At 68.8% G+C, this 19,448-nt stretch carries 24 protein-coding genes and 1 tRNA gene; 10 read left to right on the forward strand and 15 right to left on the reverse strand.

Annotated elements, in window-relative coordinates; all coding sequences use genetic code 11:
• Nucleotides 1-2: 2 nt before the first annotated feature.
• Nucleotides 3-92: transfer RNA gene (locus VGB60_RS01280), tRNA-Ser, on the reverse strand.
• Between the two features lie 157 nt (nt 93-249).
• Here VGB60_RS01280 and msrA point away from each other — a divergent pair.
• Together msrA and VGB60_RS01290 are read left to right on the forward strand one after the other, a co-directional pair.
• Nucleotides 250-903 (forward strand): peptide-methionine (S)-S-oxide reductase MsrA, encoded by a 654-nt coding sequence (msrA, locus tag VGB60_RS01285; RefSeq protein WP_331036474.1) that lies wholly within the window; start codon nt 250-252, stop codon nt 901-903.
• Nucleotides 904-984: 81 nt separating this feature from the next.
• Nucleotides 985-1,488, forward strand: a complete 504-nt coding sequence (locus VGB60_RS01290; RefSeq protein ID WP_331036475.1) for a hypothetical protein — start codon at nt 985-987, stop codon at nt 1,486-1,488.
• A 9-nt stretch (nt 1,489-1,497) separates the two neighbouring features.
• Here the strand turns inward: VGB60_RS01290 and VGB60_RS01295 are convergent, their stop codons facing one another.
• From VGB60_RS01295 to flgF, 8 genes are all read right to left on the reverse strand, one after another.
• A complete protein-coding gene (locus VGB60_RS01295; RefSeq protein ID WP_331036476.1) occupies nt 1,498-3,300 on the reverse strand; it encodes a DUF885 domain-containing protein in 1,803 nt (600 codons plus the stop codon).
• Between the two features lie 71 nt (nt 3,301-3,371).
• Nucleotides 3,372-3,884 (reverse strand): hypothetical protein, encoded by a 513-nt coding sequence (locus VGB60_RS01300; RefSeq protein WP_331036477.1) that lies wholly within the window; start codon nt 3,882-3,884, stop codon nt 3,372-3,374.
• A gap of 16 nt (nt 3,885-3,900) precedes the next feature.
• Nucleotides 3,901-4,326 carry a hypothetical protein gene (locus VGB60_RS01305; RefSeq protein WP_331036478.1) on the reverse strand — a complete coding sequence of 142 codons (426 nt, stop codon included), beginning with the start codon at nt 4,324-4,326 and terminating at the stop codon, nt 3,901-3,903.
• 34 nt (nt 4,327-4,360) lie between these two features.
• Entirely contained in the window at nt 4,361-4,828 is a 468-nt protein-coding gene (locus tag VGB60_RS01310) for a hypothetical protein (protein WP_331036479.1), read from the reverse strand.
• A 118-nt stretch (nt 4,829-4,946) separates the two neighbouring features.
• On the reverse strand, nt 4,947-5,690 hold the full coding sequence (gene flgH, locus VGB60_RS01315; RefSeq protein WP_331036480.1) for a flagellar basal body L-ring protein FlgH: 744 nt from the start codon (nt 5,688-5,690) through the stop codon (nt 4,947-4,949).
• Nucleotides 5,691-5,703: 13 nt separating this feature from the next.
• On the reverse strand, nt 5,704-6,315 hold the full coding sequence (locus tag VGB60_RS01320) for a flagella basal body P-ring formation protein FlgA (protein WP_331036481.1): 612 nt from the start codon (nt 6,313-6,315) through the stop codon (nt 5,704-5,706).
• Nucleotides 6,312-7,100 (reverse strand): flagellar basal-body rod protein FlgG, encoded by a 789-nt coding sequence (gene flgG / locus VGB60_RS01325; protein ID WP_331036482.1) that lies wholly within the window; start codon nt 7,098-7,100, stop codon nt 6,312-6,314. The genes VGB60_RS01320 and flgG overlap by 4 nt, the downstream gene beginning before the upstream one ends.
• A 14-nt stretch (nt 7,101-7,114) precedes the next feature.
• A complete protein-coding gene (gene flgF / locus VGB60_RS01330) occupies nt 7,115-7,852 on the reverse strand; it encodes a flagellar basal-body rod protein FlgF (RefSeq protein ID WP_331036483.1) in 738 nt (245 codons plus the stop codon).
• Between the two features lie 175 nt (nt 7,853-8,027).
• Here flgF and VGB60_RS01335 point away from each other — a divergent pair, with 175 nt between their 5' ends.
• The 4 genes from VGB60_RS01335 to VGB60_RS01350 all read left to right on the forward strand — a co-directional run bounded on the left by VGB60_RS01335 (nt 8,028) and on the right by VGB60_RS01350 (nt 11,349).
• Nucleotides 8,028-8,678 carry a flagellar basal body-associated FliL family protein gene (locus VGB60_RS01335; protein ID WP_331036484.1) on the forward strand — a complete coding sequence of 217 codons (651 nt, stop codon included), beginning with the start codon at nt 8,028-8,030 and terminating at the stop codon, nt 8,676-8,678.
• Between the two features lie 2 nt (nt 8,679-8,680).
• Complete coding sequence (fliM, locus tag VGB60_RS01340) at nt 8,681-9,763, forward strand: flagellar motor switch protein FliM (RefSeq protein ID WP_331036485.1); 1,083 nt, start codon at nt 8,681-8,683, stop codon at nt 9,761-9,763.
• Entirely contained in the window at nt 9,763-10,329 is a 567-nt protein-coding gene (locus tag VGB60_RS01345; protein WP_331036486.1) for a DUF6468 domain-containing protein, read from the forward strand. Before fliM ends, VGB60_RS01345 begins: the two co-directional genes overlap by 1 nt.
• A 63-nt stretch (nt 10,330-10,392) precedes the next feature.
• Nucleotides 10,393-11,349, forward strand: coding sequence for a MotE family protein (locus tag VGB60_RS01350; RefSeq protein ID WP_331036487.1), 957 nt, complete (start codon nt 10,393-10,395; stop codon nt 11,347-11,349).
• Nucleotides 11,350-11,425: 76 nt separating this feature from the next.
• On the opposite strand, the gene VGB60_RS01355 is transcribed toward VGB60_RS01350, so the two are convergent.
• Nucleotides 11,426-11,866 (reverse strand): biopolymer transporter ExbD, encoded by a 441-nt coding sequence (locus VGB60_RS01355; protein ID WP_331036488.1) that lies wholly within the window; start codon nt 11,864-11,866, stop codon nt 11,426-11,428.
• A gap of 162 nt (nt 11,867-12,028) precedes the next feature.
• Nucleotides 12,029-12,646 carry a GTP cyclohydrolase I FolE gene (folE, locus tag VGB60_RS01360; RefSeq protein WP_331036489.1) on the reverse strand — a complete coding sequence of 206 codons (618 nt, stop codon included), beginning with the start codon at nt 12,644-12,646 and terminating at the stop codon, nt 12,029-12,031.
• 161 nt (nt 12,647-12,807) lie between these two features.
• On the opposite strand from folE, the gene cysS reads away from it, so the two are divergent.
• Nucleotides 12,808-14,217 (forward strand): cysteine--tRNA ligase, encoded by a 1,410-nt coding sequence (cysS, locus tag VGB60_RS01365; RefSeq protein WP_331036490.1) that lies wholly within the window; start codon nt 12,808-12,810, stop codon nt 14,215-14,217.
• Nucleotides 14,218-14,223: 6 nt separating this feature from the next.
• Here the strand turns inward: cysS and VGB60_RS01370 are convergent, their stop codons facing one another.
• The 3 genes from VGB60_RS01370 to VGB60_RS01380 are packed head-to-tail and all read right to left on the reverse strand — an operon-like array spanning nt 14,224 to nt 16,733.
• Nucleotides 14,224-14,433, reverse strand: a complete 210-nt coding sequence (locus VGB60_RS01370; RefSeq protein ID WP_331036491.1) for a hypothetical protein — start codon at nt 14,431-14,433, stop codon at nt 14,224-14,226.
• A gap of 11 nt (nt 14,434-14,444) precedes the next feature.
• Entirely contained in the window at nt 14,445-14,903 is a 459-nt protein-coding gene (locus VGB60_RS01375; RefSeq protein ID WP_331036492.1) for a hypothetical protein, read from the reverse strand.
• Between the two features lie 36 nt (nt 14,904-14,939).
• A complete protein-coding gene (locus VGB60_RS01380) occupies nt 14,940-16,733 on the reverse strand; it encodes a tetratricopeptide repeat protein (protein ID WP_331036493.1) in 1,794 nt (597 codons plus the stop codon).
• 130 nt (nt 16,734-16,863) lie between these two features.
• On the opposite strand from VGB60_RS01380, the gene flbT reads away from it, so the two are divergent.
• The 3 genes from flbT (at nt 16,864) to VGB60_RS01395 (ending at nt 18,659) form a co-directional block, all read left to right on the forward strand.
• Entirely contained in the window at nt 16,864-17,286 is a 423-nt protein-coding gene (gene flbT, locus VGB60_RS01385; protein ID WP_331036494.1) for a flagellar biosynthesis repressor FlbT, read from the forward strand.
• Nucleotides 17,246-17,632: a flagellar biosynthesis regulator FlaF gene (gene flaF / locus VGB60_RS01390; protein WP_331036495.1), complete on the forward strand. Its 387-nt coding sequence runs from the start codon at nt 17,246-17,248 to the stop codon at nt 17,630-17,632. The genes flbT and flaF overlap by 41 nt, the downstream gene beginning before the upstream one ends.
• Nucleotides 17,633-17,828: 196 nt before the next feature.
• Nucleotides 17,829-18,659: a flagellin gene (locus tag VGB60_RS01395; RefSeq protein ID WP_331036496.1), complete on the forward strand. Its 831-nt coding sequence runs from the start codon at nt 17,829-17,831 to the stop codon at nt 18,657-18,659.
• A 54-nt stretch (nt 18,660-18,713) separates the two neighbouring features.
• On the opposite strand, the gene VGB60_RS01400 is transcribed toward VGB60_RS01395, so the two are convergent.
• Nucleotides 18,714-19,448 (reverse strand): exopolysaccharide biosynthesis protein (locus tag VGB60_RS01400; RefSeq protein WP_331036497.1); only part of this gene is annotated, 735 nt, incomplete at its 5' end.

The following is a 19,448-nucleotide window of genomic DNA, read 5'->3' on the forward strand; positions in this document are numbered from 1 at the left end:
CGTGGCGGACAGAGAGGGATTCGAACCCTCGGTACGCTTTCACGTACACACGCTTTCCAAGCGTGCGCGATCGACCACTCCGCCACCTGTCCGTTTCCACGACGCGCGTGAAGCGCGCCGGAGGTCGATCCGGCGCGAGGCGAGGCTGATAGAACAAGCCGGCCCCCTCGGCAAGCGGCACGTCAGGCCCCATATGGTCCGGGAACGCCGCGGCACGGACCGACGCGGCCCGATGGAGCGAGACCCCCGATGCTGTCCCAGAAGACCACCCTGCCCACCGCCGCGTCCGCCCTGCCGGGCCGCGACCACCCTTTGCGCACCGATGAGGTCCACTACGTCAGCGGCCGCCCGCTGAAGGGGCCGCATCCCGAGGGGTTCGAGACCGCCCTGTTCGGCATGGGCTGCTTCTGGGGCGTGGAGCGGATCTTCTGGCAGCTGCCGGGCGTGTGGGTGACCTCGGTCGGCTATTCGGGCGGGATCACGCCGAACCCGACCTATGAGGAGACCTGCACCGGGCGGACCGGGCATACGGAGGTGGTGCAGGTGGTCTTCAACCCGGCCGAGATCAGCTACGCCGAACTGCTGAAGGCCTTCTGGGAGAACCACGACCCGACCCAGGGCATGCGCCAGGGCAATGACGTCGGCACGACCTATCGCTCGGCGATCTACCATCTGAACGACGAGCAAAGAGCCGAGGCGGAGGCCTCGCGGGGCGCCTATCAGGCGGCCTTGTCGAAGGCCGGGCGTGGCCAGATCACGACCGAGATCGCGCCGGCGGGCCCCTATTACTTCGCCGAGGGTTATCACCAGGGCTATCTGGCGAAGAACCCGGCCGGCTACTGCGGCATCGGCGGCACCGGCGTGGTCTGTCCGATCGGCGTCGGCGTCTCGGCGGACGCCTGACGCCCGACGAAGAAAGCGCGCGCGGCCCTTGGACTTCTTCCGGTCTGAACGCATGCTGCCGGTCGAAACAGGGAGACGCCCATGTTGGTGACATCCGCTCTGGCGGCGCTGGCCATGACCGCGGCTCAGGAGCCGCCGCCGCACAGCCCCGAACAGCTCCAGCGTCTGCTGGCCTGCCGGGCGGTGACCGAGACCACGGCCCGCCTGGCCTGTTTCGACGCCACCGCAGGGGCTCTTGAAACCGCCCACCGGGACGGCTCCCTCGTGGTGGTCGACCGGGGCCAGATGGATCGGGCCCGGCGCGAGACCTTCGGCATCGACCTGCCCGCGCTGCCGCGGCTGTTCGGCAGCCGCGCCGGTCCCGAGCTGAGCGAGATCGAGACCACCCTCGTCAGCGCCACCATCAACCCACGCGAAGAGTGGACCTTCCGCCTCGCGGACGGGAGCACCTGGAGGCAGACCGACAGCGGCTCGGTCCAGTTTCGCAACCGGCCCGGTCAGCCCGTGCGCATCCGTCGCGCGGCCATGGGCAGCTTTCTGATGACCGTCGGCGGCAGCCGCGCGATCCGCGCGGAGCGCCGATAGGCGCGCCGGCTAAGGCGCCGGGCGCGCTCGCTCCTCGGCGATCCAGCGGTTCATCCGCTCGTCCAGCAGGGCCAGCGGCAGCGGGCCGTCGACCAGCAGGGCGTCGTGGAAGCGGCGGACGTCGAAGCGGTCGCCCAGTTCCCGTTCCGCCCGCGAACGGATCTCGCGCAGGCGGATCTCGCCGATCTTGTAGGCCGTGGCCTGACCGGGCCAGCCGATGTAGCGCTGCAGCTCGGTCTCGATGTTGTGCGGGGCCAGCGCCGAGTTGTCGCGGAAGCAGGCGCGCGCCTGTTCGATGTCCCAGCCCAGCCAGTGAATGCCCGTGTCCGCGACCAGCCGGCACGCGCGCCACATCTCGTAGCTTAGCCGCCCGAAGCGCTCGTAGGGCGTGCGGTAGAGGCCCATCTCCTCGCCGAGGAACTCGGCGTACAGGCCCCAGCCCTCGGTGAAAGCGGTGACGTTCACGTCCTTGCGGAAGTAGGGGCCTTCCTCGGCCTCCTGCGCCAGGGCGATCTGGATGTGATGGCCGGGCGCGGCCTCGTGCAGCGTCAGGGCCGGCAGCTCGTACAGCGGCCGCTGATCCAGCCGCGAGGTGTTGACCATGTAGCCGCCGGCGATCCCGTTCTCCATCGAGCCCTGGAAGTAGCGGCCGGTGGTGTAGTTGGCCTCGATCTCCGCTGGGACGGGCCGGACGCCGTAGGGCGTGCGGGGCAGGGTCCCGAACAGGGCCGGCAGGCCGTCGTCGGCCCGTTTGGCCATCTCCGACGCCTTCTCCAGCAGCTGCTCGCGGCTTGTGGCGTAGAACTGCGGGTCGGTGCGGAGGAAGGTGAGGAAGGACGCGAAGTCGCCGGTCCATCCCGCCGCCTGCATCTCGGTCTGCATGCGCGACCGAATGCGGGCGACCTCCTGTTGGCCGATCCGGTGCACCTCGTCCGGGGTCAGATCGGTGGTCGTGTAGCCCCGCATGAGGAAGGCGTAGAGGTCGCGGCCGCCGGGCCGGTGGACCAGCCCGAGGCCTTCAGGGGCGCGAGGCAGGTAGTCCTCGCGCAGGAAGCGCACCCACGCGCGGCGTTGCGGCATGATCCTTTTGGCGACGGCGCGGGCGGCGCGGGCGCGGAGGGCGGCCTGATCGGCGGCGGAGATCGAGGCGGGCAGGGTCGCCAGCGGCTTCAACAGCGGATCGGCCTCGGGGGCGTAGGCGGCCTCGGGCTCCATCAGGGTCAGGGCGTTCTCTACGATCGAGCGCGGCTGGACGAGGCCGCTGTCCAATCCGCGCCGGGCGTCCTCCAGCGGATGGCGCCACATGTCCGGCATGGCCTCCAGCCGGGCGACCCAGGCTTCGGCGTCCTCTTTCGTTGTGATGCGGGTGACGCTGGCGATGTAGGCCATCGACTGGCCCGGCCCGCCTTCGGAGTTGAAGGCCCCGATACGGCCGGTGTCGAGCGGGATGCGGGCCCGCGACCGCTCCAGCACCCAGCGGAGGAAGGCGTGGTTCAGCCGGTCGTCGTCGCTCAACGCCGCCGGGTCGATGGCGGCCAGCCGGTCGGCGAATCCCTTCAGCACCGGCTCCTGAGCCACCTCGAAGGGGCGGGACACGTCGGGCAGCCGCGACAGGGCCTCGCGGTCGCCCTCCATGCCCGCCGAGATTGGATCGTTGGCTCGCAGGTAGGCTTCGTAGTCCGCGAGGATGGCGGCGAGCGCCGGATGGTCCGCATTGCGGCTCGCGCTCGCCAGCGTCTGCTGCGGGGCGGCCGTCGCGGGCGCGGCGGCGGCGAGCAGGGCGGCGGCTCCGATGGCGATCACGGTCTTCATGGCTTCCCCTCGATAGGCGCGGGACTGCACCGGAGCGGGAGCCGCCCGTCAAGCACCCGCCGGCGCCGTCTTCAGCCGCAGAAGGCGAAGAAGCGCTCGATGTTGGATCGGGAGGCCGGCTGAGGCGCATAGGCTTCGCGCGCGTCCCCGCGCCACTGGGCCATCCACCCGATACGACGGAAGCGCTGGAACACGGGGTGGCCCGAGGGCGCCTCCGACGTGAGGAACACGCCGTCATGGATCTGTGACGGCTCGGACGCGGCACGGAAACGCTCCGTCTCGCCGCCCGATTCGAGATGAATCTCGGAACGGGCGCCCTTGGCCGCGATGCTGTTCAGCGCCAGCGTTCCGGAGCCTTGGGCGCACTCCAGCGCCAGCTTCAAATCGTCGCTCTCGGCGAGGCCGTAGGCCAGTCGAGCGCTCCCGTCCTCGGCATGGAAGAACCAGTCGTAGCCTGCGACTGGCGACGGCTCCCCGGCAGGAGACGCCGGTGATGCGCCGGGGGGCGTCGGCGTCTCGACCGTCGCGCAGGCGGCGACGACCAGGGCCAGACCAGAGAGGACGAGAAGGGCGCACGTGCGCATCAGGGAACTCCGGCGATCAGCCGGAGCACAGTTCGGTGAAGCGGCGCAGCTTGGCAAGGTGGGCGCCAGGGACTTCGACGGGACGCCGGGCATCGCCGACCGTCACGGCCATCACCCCCTCGGCGGCGAAGGCGGCGAAGGCCGGGTGATCGGTGCGCACGGACAACTTCGTATCGCCGCCGCGCGCGCTGGTTTCGGCCTCCCCAACCGCTACGGCCTCGCCGGCGGACATACGCGCTGTCCCGGCCATTTCGGCGCCGTACAGCGTCAGCCGGGCGACGCTCGACCCACGCTCGCATTCGAAGGTCGCGCGCAGGTTGGGCGTGTCAGGAATCTCGTTCGACAGCACCACGGGGTCGGAGTCGGCGTACAGCGTCCAGGTCCAGCCCGGCGTGGCGGCGGGCGTCTGGCCCAGCAGCGCGGCGGCCAATATGACGATCATGGTTCAGCCCCCCGCCGACGACGCCTGACGGTGATCAGGCGTTCGCCGTTCCACAATAGCTGAAAAACTGCCCGATCAGGCGCCGCTCGTCGCGATCGGCTCTCAGCTCGTACGCGCCGCCTTCGCCCTCGACCGCCATCCGGCCGCGCCGGGACAGGGTCTCCAGCGCCGGATCGTCGAGCGGCATCCGTATTTCATCGGCCAGTCCGCCGTCCAGGGGATCGATGGCCGTCGTCAGCGACGCCTGCTGCAGACGCGGTCCGGCCGGCTTCGCGTCGCCGTACAGAACGGCCTCCGACTGTCCCGGCTCGCAGGTGATCATCAGCGCCAGCTGGTCGGAGTTGGCCACGCCGTAAGCGAGCTTGGCCATGTCGCCCTCATGGCTGAGGTGCCATGCCATCGGCCCCGCGCCGATCTGGGCCTCGGAGTTGGTCGCCTGTGACTGCGCCGCGGCCGCGACCAAGCCGAGGGCGGCGACGGCGGGGATGGCGAACTTCAACATGGGAAACACTCGCGTCTGGGACCCAAACGCTGGTTTCCGTCAACAGTTCACGGCTCCGCTTGGGCGATCGCCCGCCGCGGGGAAGCCGTGGCCGATTTGTCGCGGCCGGAGCCGGTGGTCAGAAGGGGCTGAACCGCTCGACCAGAGACTGGGCCGCGGGCGTCGCCTGGACCCGGCTGATGTCGCCGCGGCCGCCGTAGCTGATGCGCGCCTCGGCGATCTGGGTGTGGGCGATGGTGTTGCCGGAGCTGATGTCTTCCGGTCGGACGATGCCGGCCACCGTCAGTTCGCGCACCTCGCGGTTGGTGCGCACTTCCTGCCGCCCCTGGATGACCAGGTTGCCGTTGGCCATGACGCCCGTGACGACGGCGGCGATGGTCAGGCTGACCTTTTCGGACCGGTTGACCGAGCCTGAGCCGCTGGCGTTGGACTCGCCCTCCAGCCCCACGAGGTTCTGGGGGTCGAAACCACCGGGGAAGGCGCGGCCGAGGCTGTTCTCGAGCCCGAAGAAGTTGGTGATGCCGCCCGAGATGTCGTTCGACCGCGCCCGCTGGGTCGAGTTCTGCGTCTGGGCGCGGTCGTCGATGTCGATGTTGACCGTCAGGATGTCGCCGATGCTGCGGGCGCGCTGATCGCCGAAGAAGGTCCGGGCCCCGGCGCGCCACAGGCTGTTGGCGCTGGCCGATCGGTCGGCGGCCTGCTGCTCGGGGGAGGGCAGGTAGACCTGGCTGGTCGGGACCAGCGCGGCCGGATAGCCGATCGGGGCCAGCTCCGGGCCGCGCACCGTCTCGATGGCGGTGGAACAGGCGCCGAGGGCGAGGGCGGAGACGGCGGCGGCGGTCAGGATCATTTGGGTACGCATCTGGACTGTTCCCTTACCGGGCGGCGAGTTGTTGGGAGTTCGAACGGGCGGCCTGGGCCGACGGGCCGGCTACGGCCTGGCCGGGGGCCGTGGCGACGGCGTCGATGACCCGGTTGGATTGCAGGTTCCGCACCGCCAGCCGCTGGCCCACGGCGGCGTTTCCCTCGGCCCGGCCGCTGATGGTCAGGCGCACGCCGCCGACCACGTAGGCGACCTCGACGATGTCGTTGCGGCTGATCACGCGGTCGGCGAGGCGAGGGGCCGGCGTGCGGGCTGGCGCAGGCGCGGCGGGCCCGGCTGAGGCGGTTTCAAGGATCGGAGCGACGGCCGCGCCGGGCGCCATCGCGGCGTTGCGGACGACGACTCGACGCAGCCCGGTCGGATTTGCCCAGTCGAGACCGGATTGACGGGCCAGGCTCTGCAGTTGACCCGCTTCGAACACCACCGAAGGACCGTTCCGGGCCCCGACCACGACGTTCGCCGCGCCGCCGGCGCCGTCGAACAGGTCGCCTAGGGTGACGCGGCCGTCGGCGTCGACGGGGTTAGCCTTCAGGGTGACGGGCCCGGCGAGAGCGGGCGCGGCGGCGATGAGGGCGGCGACGGCGCCGAGGATCAGGGCCCTCACGACTTCACCTGCGCGCTGACCGACAGCATCTGGTCGGCGGTGGTGATGACCTTGGAGTTCATCTCATAGGCGCGCTGGGCGATGATCAGGGCGCTGATCTCGGCCACGGCGTCCACGTTCGAGGCTTCGGTGTAGCCCTGAAGGATCTGGCCGAGGCCGGTCTCGCCCGGCGTGCCGACGTTGGCGGCGCCCGAGGCGGCGGTCTCCATCAGCAGGTTGTCGCCGACGGCTTCCAGCCCCGCTTCGTTGAAGAAGGTCGCCAGTTCGAGCTGACCGACCGTGGTCGGCGCCGTCTCGCCCGCGGTGGTCACCTGCACCTGCCCCGATTTCGAGATCGAGACATCGACGGCGTCCTGAGGAATGGTGATGGCCGGTTCGACCGCATAGCCGTCGTCGGTGACCAGCTGGCCCTCGCCGTTCACCGCAAAGTTGCCGGCGCGGGTGTAGGCCGTCTCGCCCGAGGGAAGGATCACCTGAAAATAGCCGCGACCGTCGATGGCGACGTCGTAGCGGCCGCCGGTCTGGGTGGGCGTGCCCTGTTCGGTGATGCGGTAGACCGAGCCCGCCTTGACGCCCGCGCCGATCTGGATGCCCGTCGGCACCACCGTGCCCTGGCTGGACGACTGCGCGCCCATGCGTTCGACGTTCTGGTAGAGCAGATCCTGGAACTCGGCCCGCTGGCGCTTGTAGCCGACGGTGTTCATGTTCGCGATGTTGTTCGAGATGACCTCGACGTTCAGCTGCTGGGCGGCCATGCCCGAGGCGGCGGTTCTGAGCGCACGCATGGTTCAGTTCTCCCTTAGCCGACCCGGCCCAGCCGCTCGACCGAGCGGCGTGACAGGTCGGTGTTCTGTTCGATCATCCGCGTCACGCTCTCGTAGGCGCGCTGGATTTCGATCAGGTTGGTGATTTCCAGGATCGGATTGACGTTGGAGCCTTCCAGCATGCCCTGACGCACGCGAGCGTCGGTGGCGGCCACGGCCGTGGCGTTGGAGGCGTTGCGGTAGAGACCGTCGCCGGTTTTCTCGAGGACCGCGAGGCTGTCGAAGCGAACGACCGTGAGGCGCCCGACGAGTTCGCCGTTCTGGCTGATGGTGCCGTCGGGCCCGACCGCGGGCTCGCCGAGCGTGCGATCGAGGATGATTTCGCCGCCGTCGCCCTGAACCGCGGCGCCGCCCTCGGTCGTGAGCCGGCCCTCGGCGTCGAGGGTGAACGCCCCGTCCCGGGTGTAGGCCTTGCCGGCGCCGTCAGCGACCTCGAAGAACGCGCCTTCCCCTTCGATGCCGAAGTCGAGGTTGCGTCCGGTCTGGGCGAGGGCGCCCTGGCCGTAGTCGCGGCCGACTCCGGTATCAAGCACGAAGCTGACGCCGGGCCGCACGAAGGCGTTACGGGCGCGCTCGCCGATTTCCGTGCCGACCAGCAGCTGTTCGACCTTGAATCCGGTCGTGTCGGCGTTGGCGATATTGTTGGCCACGATGTCGAGCTCGCGGCGCAGCGTCATCTGGCGTGACAGTCCGACATAGGCGGCGTTTTCCACGGGCGGCTCCTTTCACCGCCGTCCTCGCAACAGCCGTGCCAAGAGGGTTAACCCAGTCACAGCGGCCATTTGGAGGGTCTGGGCCTTCGTCCGACCCGGCAGGATTTGCCGGTTCTTAGCGGCTCGTTAACCAAAAAACGGTCGTATGGACCGAGAGATTCTCGGGGCGCGTCCTATGTTCAAGTTCGGCAAGAAGAAGGGTGCGGCCGCGGACGCCGACGCGAGCCTGCCCGCCGTGTCGGACGCGCCCGCCGCCGAGGGAGAAGAAGGCGCGGCGCCGAAGAAGAAAAAGCTCCCACTGCTGTTCATCATCATTCCCGCAGCCCTGGTGGTGCTGGGCGGGGGAGGGGGCGCGGCCTTCTTCCTGATGCAGCCCAAGGCCGAAGCGGCCGAGGACGGCGGTCACGGAGCGGCCAAGAAGGGCGGAGACAAGAAGGCGGACAAGAAGGGCGGCGGTCACGGCGGCGGCGGCGACGCCGCGGCCGATCCTTCGCTGGGCGTCATCGCAGAGGGGCCGGACGGCGTCACCTTCTTCACCCTGCCGGACATGGTGGTGAACATCCAGGCGGCCGACGGACGCCCCACCTATCTGAAGCTCAAGCTGACGCTCGAGACCAAGGACCCCCACGTCGCCGAGCAGCTGCAGGGCGAGATGCCGCGGATGCAGGACATGTTCCAGGGCTTCCTGCGCGAGCTCCGCCCCGAGGACCTCGCCGGCTCGGCCGGAAGCTTCCAGCTGCGCGCCGAGATCCTGCGCCGCGTCAACCTGCTGGCGGCGCCGGGCAAGGTCGACGCCGTGTTGATCGAAGAAATGCTGGTGCAGTAGGCATGACCGACGCGGCCTTCGCCGAAACCGCCGATCCCTTCGCGGAGGCCGCCGATCCGCTCGCGGACGCCGGGGCGGACGATGCGCCCGCCGTCGCCGCCGAGCGGGTTCTGAACCAGGACGAGATCGACAGCCTGCTGGGCTTCGATCTGGGCGACGATGACAGCTCCGAACGGTCTGGCATCCGGGCCATCATCAACTCGGCGCTCGTCTCCTACGAGCGTCTGCCGATGCTCGAGATCGTCTTCGATCGCCTGGTGCGGCTGATGACGACCAGCCTGCGCAACTTCACCTCGGACAACGTCGAGGTCAGCCTCGACAACATCTCGTCGATCCGTTTCGGCGACTATCTGAACTCGATCCCGTTGCCGGCCATCCTCGCGGTGTTCAGGGCCGAGGAACTGGACAACTACGGCCTGCTGACGGTCGACTCCAATCTGATCTATTCGATCGTCGACGTGCTGCTGGGCGGGCGTCGGGGCACGGCCGCCCTGCGGATCGAGGGCCGGCCCTACACCACCATCGAGCGGGTGCTGGTCCAGCGGATGGTCGAGGTCGTGCTGGCCGACGCCCGCGCCGCGTTCGAGCCGCTGACGCCGGTGCATTTCACCCTCGACCGGCTGGAGACGAACCCGCGCTTCGCCGCCATCGCCCGCCCGGCCAACGCCGCCATCCTGGTCAAGCTGCGCATCGACATGGAAGACCGCGGCGGCCGCATCGAGCTGCTGCTGCCGTACGCGACGCTCGAACCCATCCGGAAGATGCTGCTGCAGCAGTTCATGGGCGAGAAGTTCGGCCGCGACAACATCTGGGAAGGCCACCTCGCCACCGAGCTCTGGACGACGGAAACAGAGGTCCGCGCGGTACTGGACGAGCAGCAGCTGCCCCTGTCGCAGGTGCTGGCGCTGAAGGTCGGCGACACCCTGATGCTGAACGCGACGCCCGACAGCGACATCTCGGTCCGCTGCGGCTCGATCCCGGTGACGATCGGAAAGATGGGCCGCAAGGGCCAGAACATCGCCGTGCGCGTGGAGGCCCCGATCAGCGTCGAGGCCGCAACCAGTCTGACGAGAGGACGATCCTGATGACCGGCATGATTCTGGACGGCGTGTTGATGCTGCTGCTGGTGGCCGCGCTCGGCTACGGCGTGCGGCTGGAGAAGAAGCTGACCGCGCTGCGCGCCGGACAGCAGGCCTTCGCCTCCGCCGTCACCGAGCTCAACGCCGCGGCCGGCCGGGCGGAGGCCGCCCTGGCGAGCCTTCGGGCTTCGGGGCAGGAGACCGACCTGCTGCATGATCGCATCATCAAGGCGCGCGAGGTGAAGGCGCAGCTGGAGACGCTGATCGCCCGCGGCCCCGGCGCCGGCGCACCGCCGCGAGTGGAAAGCACCGCCGTCGAGCGGGTCATCGCCCCGGTCGAGCCCGCGCCCCACGCGGAGCCTTCGGCCGAGGACGACCGGGCGCGCCGCATGGCCGCGCTCGCGGACCGCATCCAGGGCATGGCCGCGCCCGCCGCCGTCCGTTCGCGGGCGGCCGCTCCCGGCGGAAACAATGTCGCCGCCATCCTGGGCGCCCTGACCGCTAACCAGACTGCGAAGCAAAGCCTAAACCGCGCCCGCCGTAGCCTGGACGAAGACCTGTTCGCCGCCTGACCTCATCCTTGTGGCTCCGTGGGTGACATTAGTTCGCCCACGCCGGAGCCGGAGTAGCCGACCATGAGCAAAGTTCCCCGTCTGCTTCCGCTGATCGCCGTCGCCATCGGCGGAGTCGTGGTGGTGCGCGCCGTTGGGGTCGCGCCCGGCCTGTTCGACGGAGCCAAGGCCTGGGCCGAGGAAGCCGTCCCCGCCGCGGCGCCCGCTCGGCCCACGGCCAACGTCTGCGCCCTGACGCCGGAACAGCTGGCCCAGCAGGCCGGGCTCTCGCCCGCCGAGCTCAGGATACTGCAGTCGCTCTCAGGCCGTCGCACCGAACTGGATGCCCGCGACGCCGACCTTGCCGCCATGCTGCCCCTGATGGCCACGGCCGAGCAGAAACTCGATGCGAAGGTCGCCGCGCTGGAGGCGGTCAAGGCCGAGGTGCAGATCCTGCTCGGACAGGTCAGCGCGCAGGAGAAGGCCGAGAACGACCGGCTGGTGGCCGTCTATTCCGCCATGCGGCCCAAGGAAGCCGCCCGGGTGTTCGCCAGCCTCGACGACAGCGTCCGCCTGCCAGTGGCGGCGGCGATGCGCCCGCGCTCGCTGGCCGCGATCATGGCGCAGATGGACCCCGCCGCGGCGCGGGTCCTGACCGAGAAACTCGCCGGCCGTTTCCAGGCGCGCCAGCAGTTGGCGGCCCGCGCCGCCGCCGCGACGGCGGCGTCAACGGCGGCTTCGGCGCCGCCGCCTGCCGTGGTCGCTCCGCCGCCCGCCGCATCGGCAGGGCCCGCGGCCGCCGCAGCGACCGCTCCAGTTCAGCCGGCCGCGCCCGCCGCCGCTTCACCGACCCCGGCGCGCGCCGCGGCCCGTCCGCCCGCCCGTCGGCAGACGCCGCGACCCGCTGCGCGGACCCCGACGCCCGCGCCTGCGCGCGCCGCCCCCGCCCAGGCCGAGCCGGCCGGCGAACGGCCCTATCAGCCGTCAGCCGCCGCCGCTGGCGGAGCGGCCGCCGCGGCTCCCCGGCAATCGGTCCAGTAGCCGGAAGCGCGGACGCAAAGAAAAAGGGCCGCGTCCTGCTGGACGCGGCCCTTGTCTCTTGCGACCGGCGTGTCGCCTATTCGATGTCTTCGTTAAGCAGGCCGACCTTGTAGAAGCCCTGCTCCTGGAGCGCGTTCATGACTTCCATGAACTGGTCGTACTTCACTTCGGGCTGCGCCCGGACGAAGACGCGCTCCTCCTTGCAGCCCGGGTTGCCGCCGCCGAGGGCCGCGCACACGTCCGGGATCAAGGTCTCGAGTGCGGTCTGGCGGTCGGCGATGAAGATCGAACCGGTTTCCTGAATGGTGATGTAAACCGGCTCCTTGGGGTCCGCGTCGGTCGGCGGTTGAGCCGGCGGCAGGTCGAGGCGGATCGAAACGGTGGCCAGAGGCGCGGCGACCATGAAGATGATCAGCAGAACCAGCATGATATCGACGAACGGCGTGACATTGATGTCCGCGTTCTGCTCGATGGTCTTGCCGCCCTGGCCTCCGGGACCTGAAAGTTTGGCGCCCATGCTCAGTCTCTCCATCCGGGCCCGGCGCGGTGGCGACGAGCGCAAGCTATGACGTTCGGATCGTCTCTTGGCCGTCCGGAACTGGCTTGTAAAGCGGGTTAAGGGGGCTTGAGGTTCCCCAAGCGTCGCCTTGCCGCAAAATCTTCAGCAAGGGCGAGCCGATCAGCCCTTGGCCAGCTTCAGGAAGCGGTCCTTCAACACCTCGTCCGACTTGAAGACGCCAGTGAAACGCGTGGTGATGGTGGAAACGTGGCGGTGATGCACGCCGCGCGTCGTCATGCACTGGTGCTCCGCATCGATCAGGATCGCGACGCCTGCCGGCTGCAGGTTCGATTCGATGGCCTCGGCGATCAACTGGGTCAGGGTTTCCTGAGTCTGGAGGCGGCGGGCGAAGATCTCGACGACCCGCGCCAGCTTGGAGATGCCGACCACCTTTTCCGTCGGAATGTAGGCGACATAGGCCTTGCCTAGGAATGGCGCCATGTGGTGTTCGCAGTGGCTCTCGATCTCGATGTCGCGCAGCAGGACCATGTCGTCATAGCCCTGCACGTCCTCGAAGGTCCGCGAGAGCTCCACCGCCGGATCGGCGCCGTAGCCTTCGAACCATTCGGAATAGGCGTCCACCACGCGCTTCGGCGTGTCGCGCAGACCCTCGCGGTCGGGATTGTCGCCGGCCCAGGCCAGCAGCGTGCGCACGGCCTTCAAGGCCTCTTCGCGCGACGGGCGGGTGACCATGTCGTTGACGCTCACGAGAGCGGGGGCAGCCGGAGTAGGGCTCATGTCTCGATCTTCAGCGGCCAGTAGCGCCGGAACGAGGGTTCCGGATGGACGCGCGCCGCGCTCCCTCAATGTACATCGTTCCGCTGTTCGCGGATGCGATGAACCGGCTATATGGGCGATCCCGTCCGTCTCGCAAGAAAACTGAAGGTTGCCGCAGCAATATGCCGCTGACGATTTACGACACCCTGCATCGCGAAAAGCGCGTGTTCGAACCGCGCGATCCGTCCCGGGTGACCCTCTATGTCTGCGGTCCCACCGTCTATGACTACGCCCACATCGGCAACGCCCGCCCACCGGTGGTCTTCGACGTGCTGGTGCGGCTGTTGCGCCGCCAGTACGGCGCGGCGAACGTGGTCTATGCGCGCAACGTCACCGACGTGGACGACAAGATCAACGCCAAGGCGGCGAAGGAGGGCGTGCCGATCGGCGAGGTGACCGCCCGTTACGAGACGGCCTATCTGGCGGACATGGGCCGGCTGAACGTCTCGCCGCCCGACCTCGCGCCGCATGTCACCGATCACATCGAGGCCATTGTCGCCCAGATCGGCGCGATCCTGGATCAGGGCTGCGCCTACGCCGCCGAGGGCCATGTGCTGTTCGACGTCTCGTCTTACGAAAGCTACGGCCGCCTCTCGGGGCGCAATCTGGACGACATGATCGCCGGCGCCCGCGTCGAGGTCGCGCCCTACAAGAAGAACCCGCACGACTTCGTGCTGTGGAAGCCGTCGAAGCCGGGCGAGCCCTCGTGGCCGTCGCCGTGGGGCGAGGGTCGTCCCGGCTGGCACATCGAGTGCTCGGCGATGATCGAGGAGACGCTGGGGCTGCCGATCGACATCCACGGCGGCGGGATCGATCTGGTGTTTCCGCACCACGAGAACGAGATCGCGCAGGGCGTCTGCGCGCACGGACACGCGCACGCGGCCGACGCCCACGCCGCGTACAGCCGCTACTGGATGCACAACGGTTTCCTGACGGTGGACGCCGAGAAGATGTCCAAGTCGATCGGCAACGTGCTGCTGCTGCACGACCTGGTGCAGTCGATGCCGGGCGAGGTGGTCCGCTGGGCCCTGCTGAGCGCGCACTACCGCCAACCTCTGGACTGGAACCAGTCGCTGCTCGACCAGAGCCGCAAGGCGCTGGACCGGCTGTACGGCGCCCTGCATCGCGCGGCGGCCGTCGAGTCTGTGGGGGAGGAGCCGCCGGCCGAGTTCCTCAAGGCGATCGAGGATGACGTCAACACGCCCGGGGCCATGGCGGTGCTGTTCGCCCTGTCCAGCGAGATCGAGCGCGGAATGACCGCCGGCGACGAGGCCGCCGTCGCCCGCGCCAAGGGCCAGCTGGTCGCCGCCGCCTCCATCCTCGGCGTGCTTCAGGCGGCGCCCGCGACCTGGTTCGACGCCGGGTCCGACGACGCGTTCAAGGCCGAGGTCGAAGCCCTGCTCGAACAGCGCGCCGCGGCCCGGGCGGGCAAGGACTGGCCCGAGGCGGACCGCATTCGCGATCGGCTGAACGCCCTCAACGTCATCGTCATGGACGGCCCGGCCGGCGCGACCTGGCGGGTGAAAGGCTGATTGCCGTCAGGTGATCCGCTTGACGCTGACCGGGTCGCTGGCCGGAAAGGTTTCCTCGACGCCCTCGTCGACCAGCGCCTCCTGCCGGCTTTCGGCGTCGCGGTCTTCCTCGCACAGCTGATCGGTCTTGCCGATTTCGCGTTCTGACGTTCGCGTCGCGGGCGTGTCGCCCGGGTGCGCCTGCTGATGGTCGGTGGGCCCGTTGTCGGTGCTCATCGTGGCGCTCCTTAGTTCTTGGGGTGATCTTCGTCGCCGTCAGGGCCGTAGCCGAGGTCCGCGATATCGTCGTCCGAGAGGCTTTTCGCCTCCCAGTGGGCGGCGCTGGCCTGGGCCCCGCGCACGTCCTCCATCAGGCCGGAATAGACCAGCTCGACCTCGTCGTGCGTGACGATGTCGCCGCCGCCCGCGTCGATCTCTGTCAAACGCTGGCCGTCCACGCCGTACAGCGCATCGGCTTCCGGCTCGACGCCTGACGCCGAGAGGGCGTCGTCGCCGTTGATGTCGTCCTCGTCGAACTCCTCCTCGTCGGCGTCCCCGTCGGCCGAGGTGACGTCCAGCACGTCCGGCAGCTCTTCGAACGTCTTGAACTCGTTGGTCGGCGCGCCGGCGTCGGCCTCGTCGAAATTGTCTTCATCGAAGACTTCTGACTGTTCCTGATCGTCGGAGTAGTTGTCGATGTCCGCCATGACCGTCTCCCTGTTCGGAAGATCAACGCAGCGCGGCTATTCGGCGTTCCCCCTGGCGACGGCCATGTCCAACCCAGAACGAACCTGCGCGATCACCGGGCCCCAGTCGTCGAAGGTCTCGCGGCGGAAATGGCGGACGCCCGGGTAGAAGGGATAGCTGTCGGTCGCCAGGAAATGCCAGTCGTCGGGCGCCGTGATCATCCAGGTGTTCGCTCCGACCGCCGCCGCGAGGTTGGTCCCGGCGATGCCGGGTCCGACCACGACGTCCAGCGCCGCCGACAAAGCCGCCACGTCTTCGAGATCGTCCTTCAGGTCGATCGGCGGCGTCCAGATGCGGACGCCCGCCGCCTCGGCCGCGGCCAGATCCTCGGTCACGTCGCCGCATTGCAGGTTGACCATGACGGCGCCGGGCGTTTCCAGCACCGGCCGCCAGCGGTCGAAACTGGAGAAATAGCGGGCGCGCGACCCGGTCAAAACCAGGCTCTTCCAGTGCAGCCCGACCTTCAGGCCCGGACCCAGCTTTTCGAGCTCGGCCTTCCAGTGGGCGACCTTCTCCGGCAGCGGCGAGAGGTAGCCTCGACGCTGCGGGAAGCGATCGATCGACGCCCGGAAGACCGCCATCAGCGACGCCATCGGGGTCCACAGATCGGCGCCTTGGCCCTCGGGCAAGTCCTCGACGAAGGGGACATAGCGGGTGATGCGGCCTTCCAGCTTGACCGCCTTGTGCGCCCCCACGATGGCCTGAGGGAACGCTCGCTGGAACATCGCGACCATCCGGGCCTCCACGGCCAGGAAGACCTGGCCCTCTGGCCCCACAGCTTCGATGGCGTCGCCGACGCAGGTGCCGAACACCATCTCGTCCGCCAGCCCCTGTTCGCCGACGATCAGCAGCCGCTTGCCGGCGACGCCCTCCGGCGCCGGGGCCCATCGCGGCGCGGGCACGGCGACCCTCATCGCCTCCGGCAGGTTGGGGTCCAGCCGCACCTCATAGGCCTCGAAACCTTCGGGTATCCGGCCGAGGGTCATCAGCAGCATGGCGCGCGCCATGTGCATCATCGCGCGTTCGTACGGGCTCTCGGCGCCCGGCAGGGCGGCTTCGACATCCTCAAGCGCGCCCACCGCGTCGCCCAGCGGCTGCCGCGCGTTGGCCCTGTTGTAGCGCGCCTTGGCGAATGCGGGATCGAGCCGCAGCGCCTCCTCGAAGAAGGTCAGGGCCGTGCCCATGTCCCCCTGGTCGCTCAGTACGGTGCCGAGGGTGTTCCAAAGCACCGGCGATTCGGGCTCGACCCCCAACAGCGCCCGCAGCGTCTCGACGGCGTCGCCGTAGCGCTTCTGATCCCGCTGGACGCAGGCGAGGTTGTTGGTCGCCTCGACGTGGCCCGGGTCGTGCGCGAGGTATTTCACCAGCAGCTTTTCGGCGATCTCCAGATAGCCGAGCTGATGCGCCAGCCGGCCGAGGTCGTGGGCGACCTCGTTCTCGCTGGGCAGCAGCTTCATCGCCGCCTCGTAGGCCAGCAGCGCCTGCGCCGGATCGCCGGACTTCTCGCGGCAGATCGCCAGCACGTGCCAGGCGATGCCGCTCTTTTCGTCGATCTGCAGCGCCTCCAGCGCGCGGCTGGCTCCGGTCGCGAAGTCGCCCCCGCGGATCGCGATCAAAGCGGTCTTCAGCTTCTGCAGCGCCTTGCGCTGCGCCTTGACCGCGATTCCGGGACTGGCGAGCTGGTGCGAGAGCTTGCGGAGGGCTTCCGGGGAGGCGGAGTCGCCGACGACGCCCTGCGCCATCGGGGCGGGGGCGTGGACGAGTTCGGGAGCCAGTTCGGCTGTCGACATGGGCGCGATCCTGATGCGTTCGCCACGATCTCCCGGGCGGTCACAAGACATGGTTAACCACGCCTGTTTAATCTCCCTTCGTTCCCGGCTTCCTAACGTCGCCGCGAGCCTGTCAGGAGACGCTCCGGAAATGCCGCTCAAGCTGTCGTTGAAGCCCGGCGAGAAATTCGTGCTCAACGGCGCGGTGGTCCAGAACGGGGACCGCCGCGGGGTGCTGATCCTTCAGAACAAGGCCTCGGTCTTGCGCGAGAAGGACATCCTCCAGCCGGAGGACGTGAAGACCCCGGCGACCCGCGTCTATTTCCCCGTCATGATGATGTACCTGGACGAGTCGGCGGCCGCCAAGGTCTACGACGAGTTCGCGCTGCGGCTGACCGAGTTCATGGGGGCCACGCGCAATCCGGACGTTCTGGCCGACTGCGTCTCGGCCTCCCGGCACGTCATGCAGCGCGAGTACTACAAGGCCCTGATGGCGGCTCGGAAGTTGGTGGATTACGAAGAGGGGCTGGCGAATGTCGCTGCAGGCTTACAAGACCGCGGCCACGAGGGCTGAAACCCCGCGCGAGACGGAGTACCGGCTGTTCGGGCAGGTGACCCGCGCGCTGATGCACGCCTCGACCGTCGACCCGACCGACGTCGCCACCCGGATTGACGCCCTGGATTGGAACCGACGCCTGTGGTCGGCGCTGGCCACCGACTGCGCCAATCCCGACAACGCCATGGACAAGGCCCTGCGCGCGCAGATCATCTCGATCAGCCTGTTCGTCAGCCGTCATTCGTCGGCCGTCATGCGGGGCGACGACGACTTCGAGGCCCTGATCGACATCAACAAGATGGTCATGCAGGGGCTGGCCGGCCCCGCGCCGGCGGCCGGCCAGGGATCCGCCCAGGCCGCCTGACGCGCCGGTAGGCAACGGCGGACACTCCGCCCGGCGATAGCTGCCGACCCGGACGCCCGCGCGCCCACAAGTCACTGAAAACAATCAGGCGGGAGCCCGGCCTCACCCGGCCCGGTCCTTGCGTGGGCGTGCGCGGACCAGAACTGGTTCGACGGCCAGAAGGCCGTTCTTCACCTCCAGAATGGAAGGACAGCCGATGGTTATGTCGGTCAACACGAACACGGGCGCGATGATCGCGCTCCAGAACCTGAACGCGACCAACGCCTCCCTGGCGACGGTGCAGAACCGGATCAACACCGGCAAATCTGTCGCCACCGCCAAGGACAACGGAGCCATCTGGGCCATCGCCCAGGGGCAACGCGCCGATATCGGGGCGCTGAGCGCGGTGAAACAGTCTCTCGATCGTGGCATCGCCGCGGTCGATGTGGCTCTGGCGGCGGGCGAGACGGTCTCCGACCTCTTGCTCCAACTGAAGGAGAAGGCACTCGCTGCGACGGATGCGTCCCTCAAGACGTCGGCGCGCGCGGCTCTGAACGAGGATTTCAAGGCCCTTCGCGATCAGATCGCCACGGTCACCGCCAACGCCGAATTCAACGGGGTCAACCTGCTGAAGACGGGAGCGACGGGGTTCCAGGCGCTGGCGAACGTGACGGGCACGTCCAGCCTGACGGTTGGAGCGGAAGTCCTGGCTCTGGGCGGCGCGAATGTGACGCTCGCGACGACGCAGTCGATCGACACACTGACCAAGGCGGCGGCCTCGCTTACGGCTGTCTCCACCTCCATCGACCGTGTTTCGGCCTCGCTCGCGCGGTTGGGCACCAAGTCGAAGGCGCTCTCGACCCACCTGACGTTCGTCGGCAAGTTGTCGGACGCGCTGGAGGCTGGAGTGGGCAATCTGGTCGATGCCGATCTGGCGAAGGAAAGCGCCAAGCTCCAGGCCCTGCAGACGAAGCAGCAGCTGGGAGTTCAGGCTCTGGGCATCGCCAATCAGACGCCGCAGCTGGTGCTGTCGCTGTTCCGCAGCTGACTGTTTCAGGTTCTCGCAGGCGCCGGAGGGATCCCCCTCCGGCGTCTCGCGCGTTCAGCCGCCGAACAGGCCCGTAATCCACGCCCAGGCTTGCGGAAGCAGCCCCTGGAGCCAGTCCAGCACCGGCAGAAGGTGCGGCGAGACCCACTGCCAGGTGAGCCAGATCACCAATCCGGCCAGGCAGATGAGGCCGAAGGCGATCCACCCGATCAGAACCGCAAGACCGTCCCGCTGCATCAAGCCGAAGCCGAAGGTCGAGATGATCACGGCCGGGATCAGGTTGCCGCCCCATATCGGCAGGATCAGGATGAAGGCCAGCAGGAAGGTCGCGATGCCGATCAGGACCTCGGACAGGTCGCTGGTCATGATCTTCAGCCGGGGCCGCGACCAGCGCTCCATCTTTCTCAGACGGGGCAGGACGGTCGCCAGGCCGTTCCGGTATGTCTCGCGTTCGATCGAGCGCTTCAGCGCCCACCGGGGCAACCACAACTGATCGCGACGGATGATCAGCTGCAATCCCATCAGCAGCAGCGGCGCGCCGAGAATGGTCGTCGTCCCGGGAATTATGCCGATCGCCACGTTCATCAGGCCGAAGAACAGCATGAGGGCGCCGAAGCCCCGCTCCCCGAAGGCGTTCACCAGTTCGCCGAGATAGAGGTTGGGATCGCGCTTGGCGCCGATGTCCTCCAGCACCTGGGAAAAGGGGCGCGAGTCGCTCTGGTAGTCATAGTCGGGCATGGGCGGCTGTGTGACTCGCGCGACGGGGTTCTCCGATCTAGGCGGGACCGC

It is taken from the genome of Brevundimonas sp. (genome assembly GCF_036399195.1).
Classification (GTDB): domain Bacteria; phylum Pseudomonadota; class Alphaproteobacteria; order Caulobacterales; family Caulobacteraceae; genus Brevundimonas.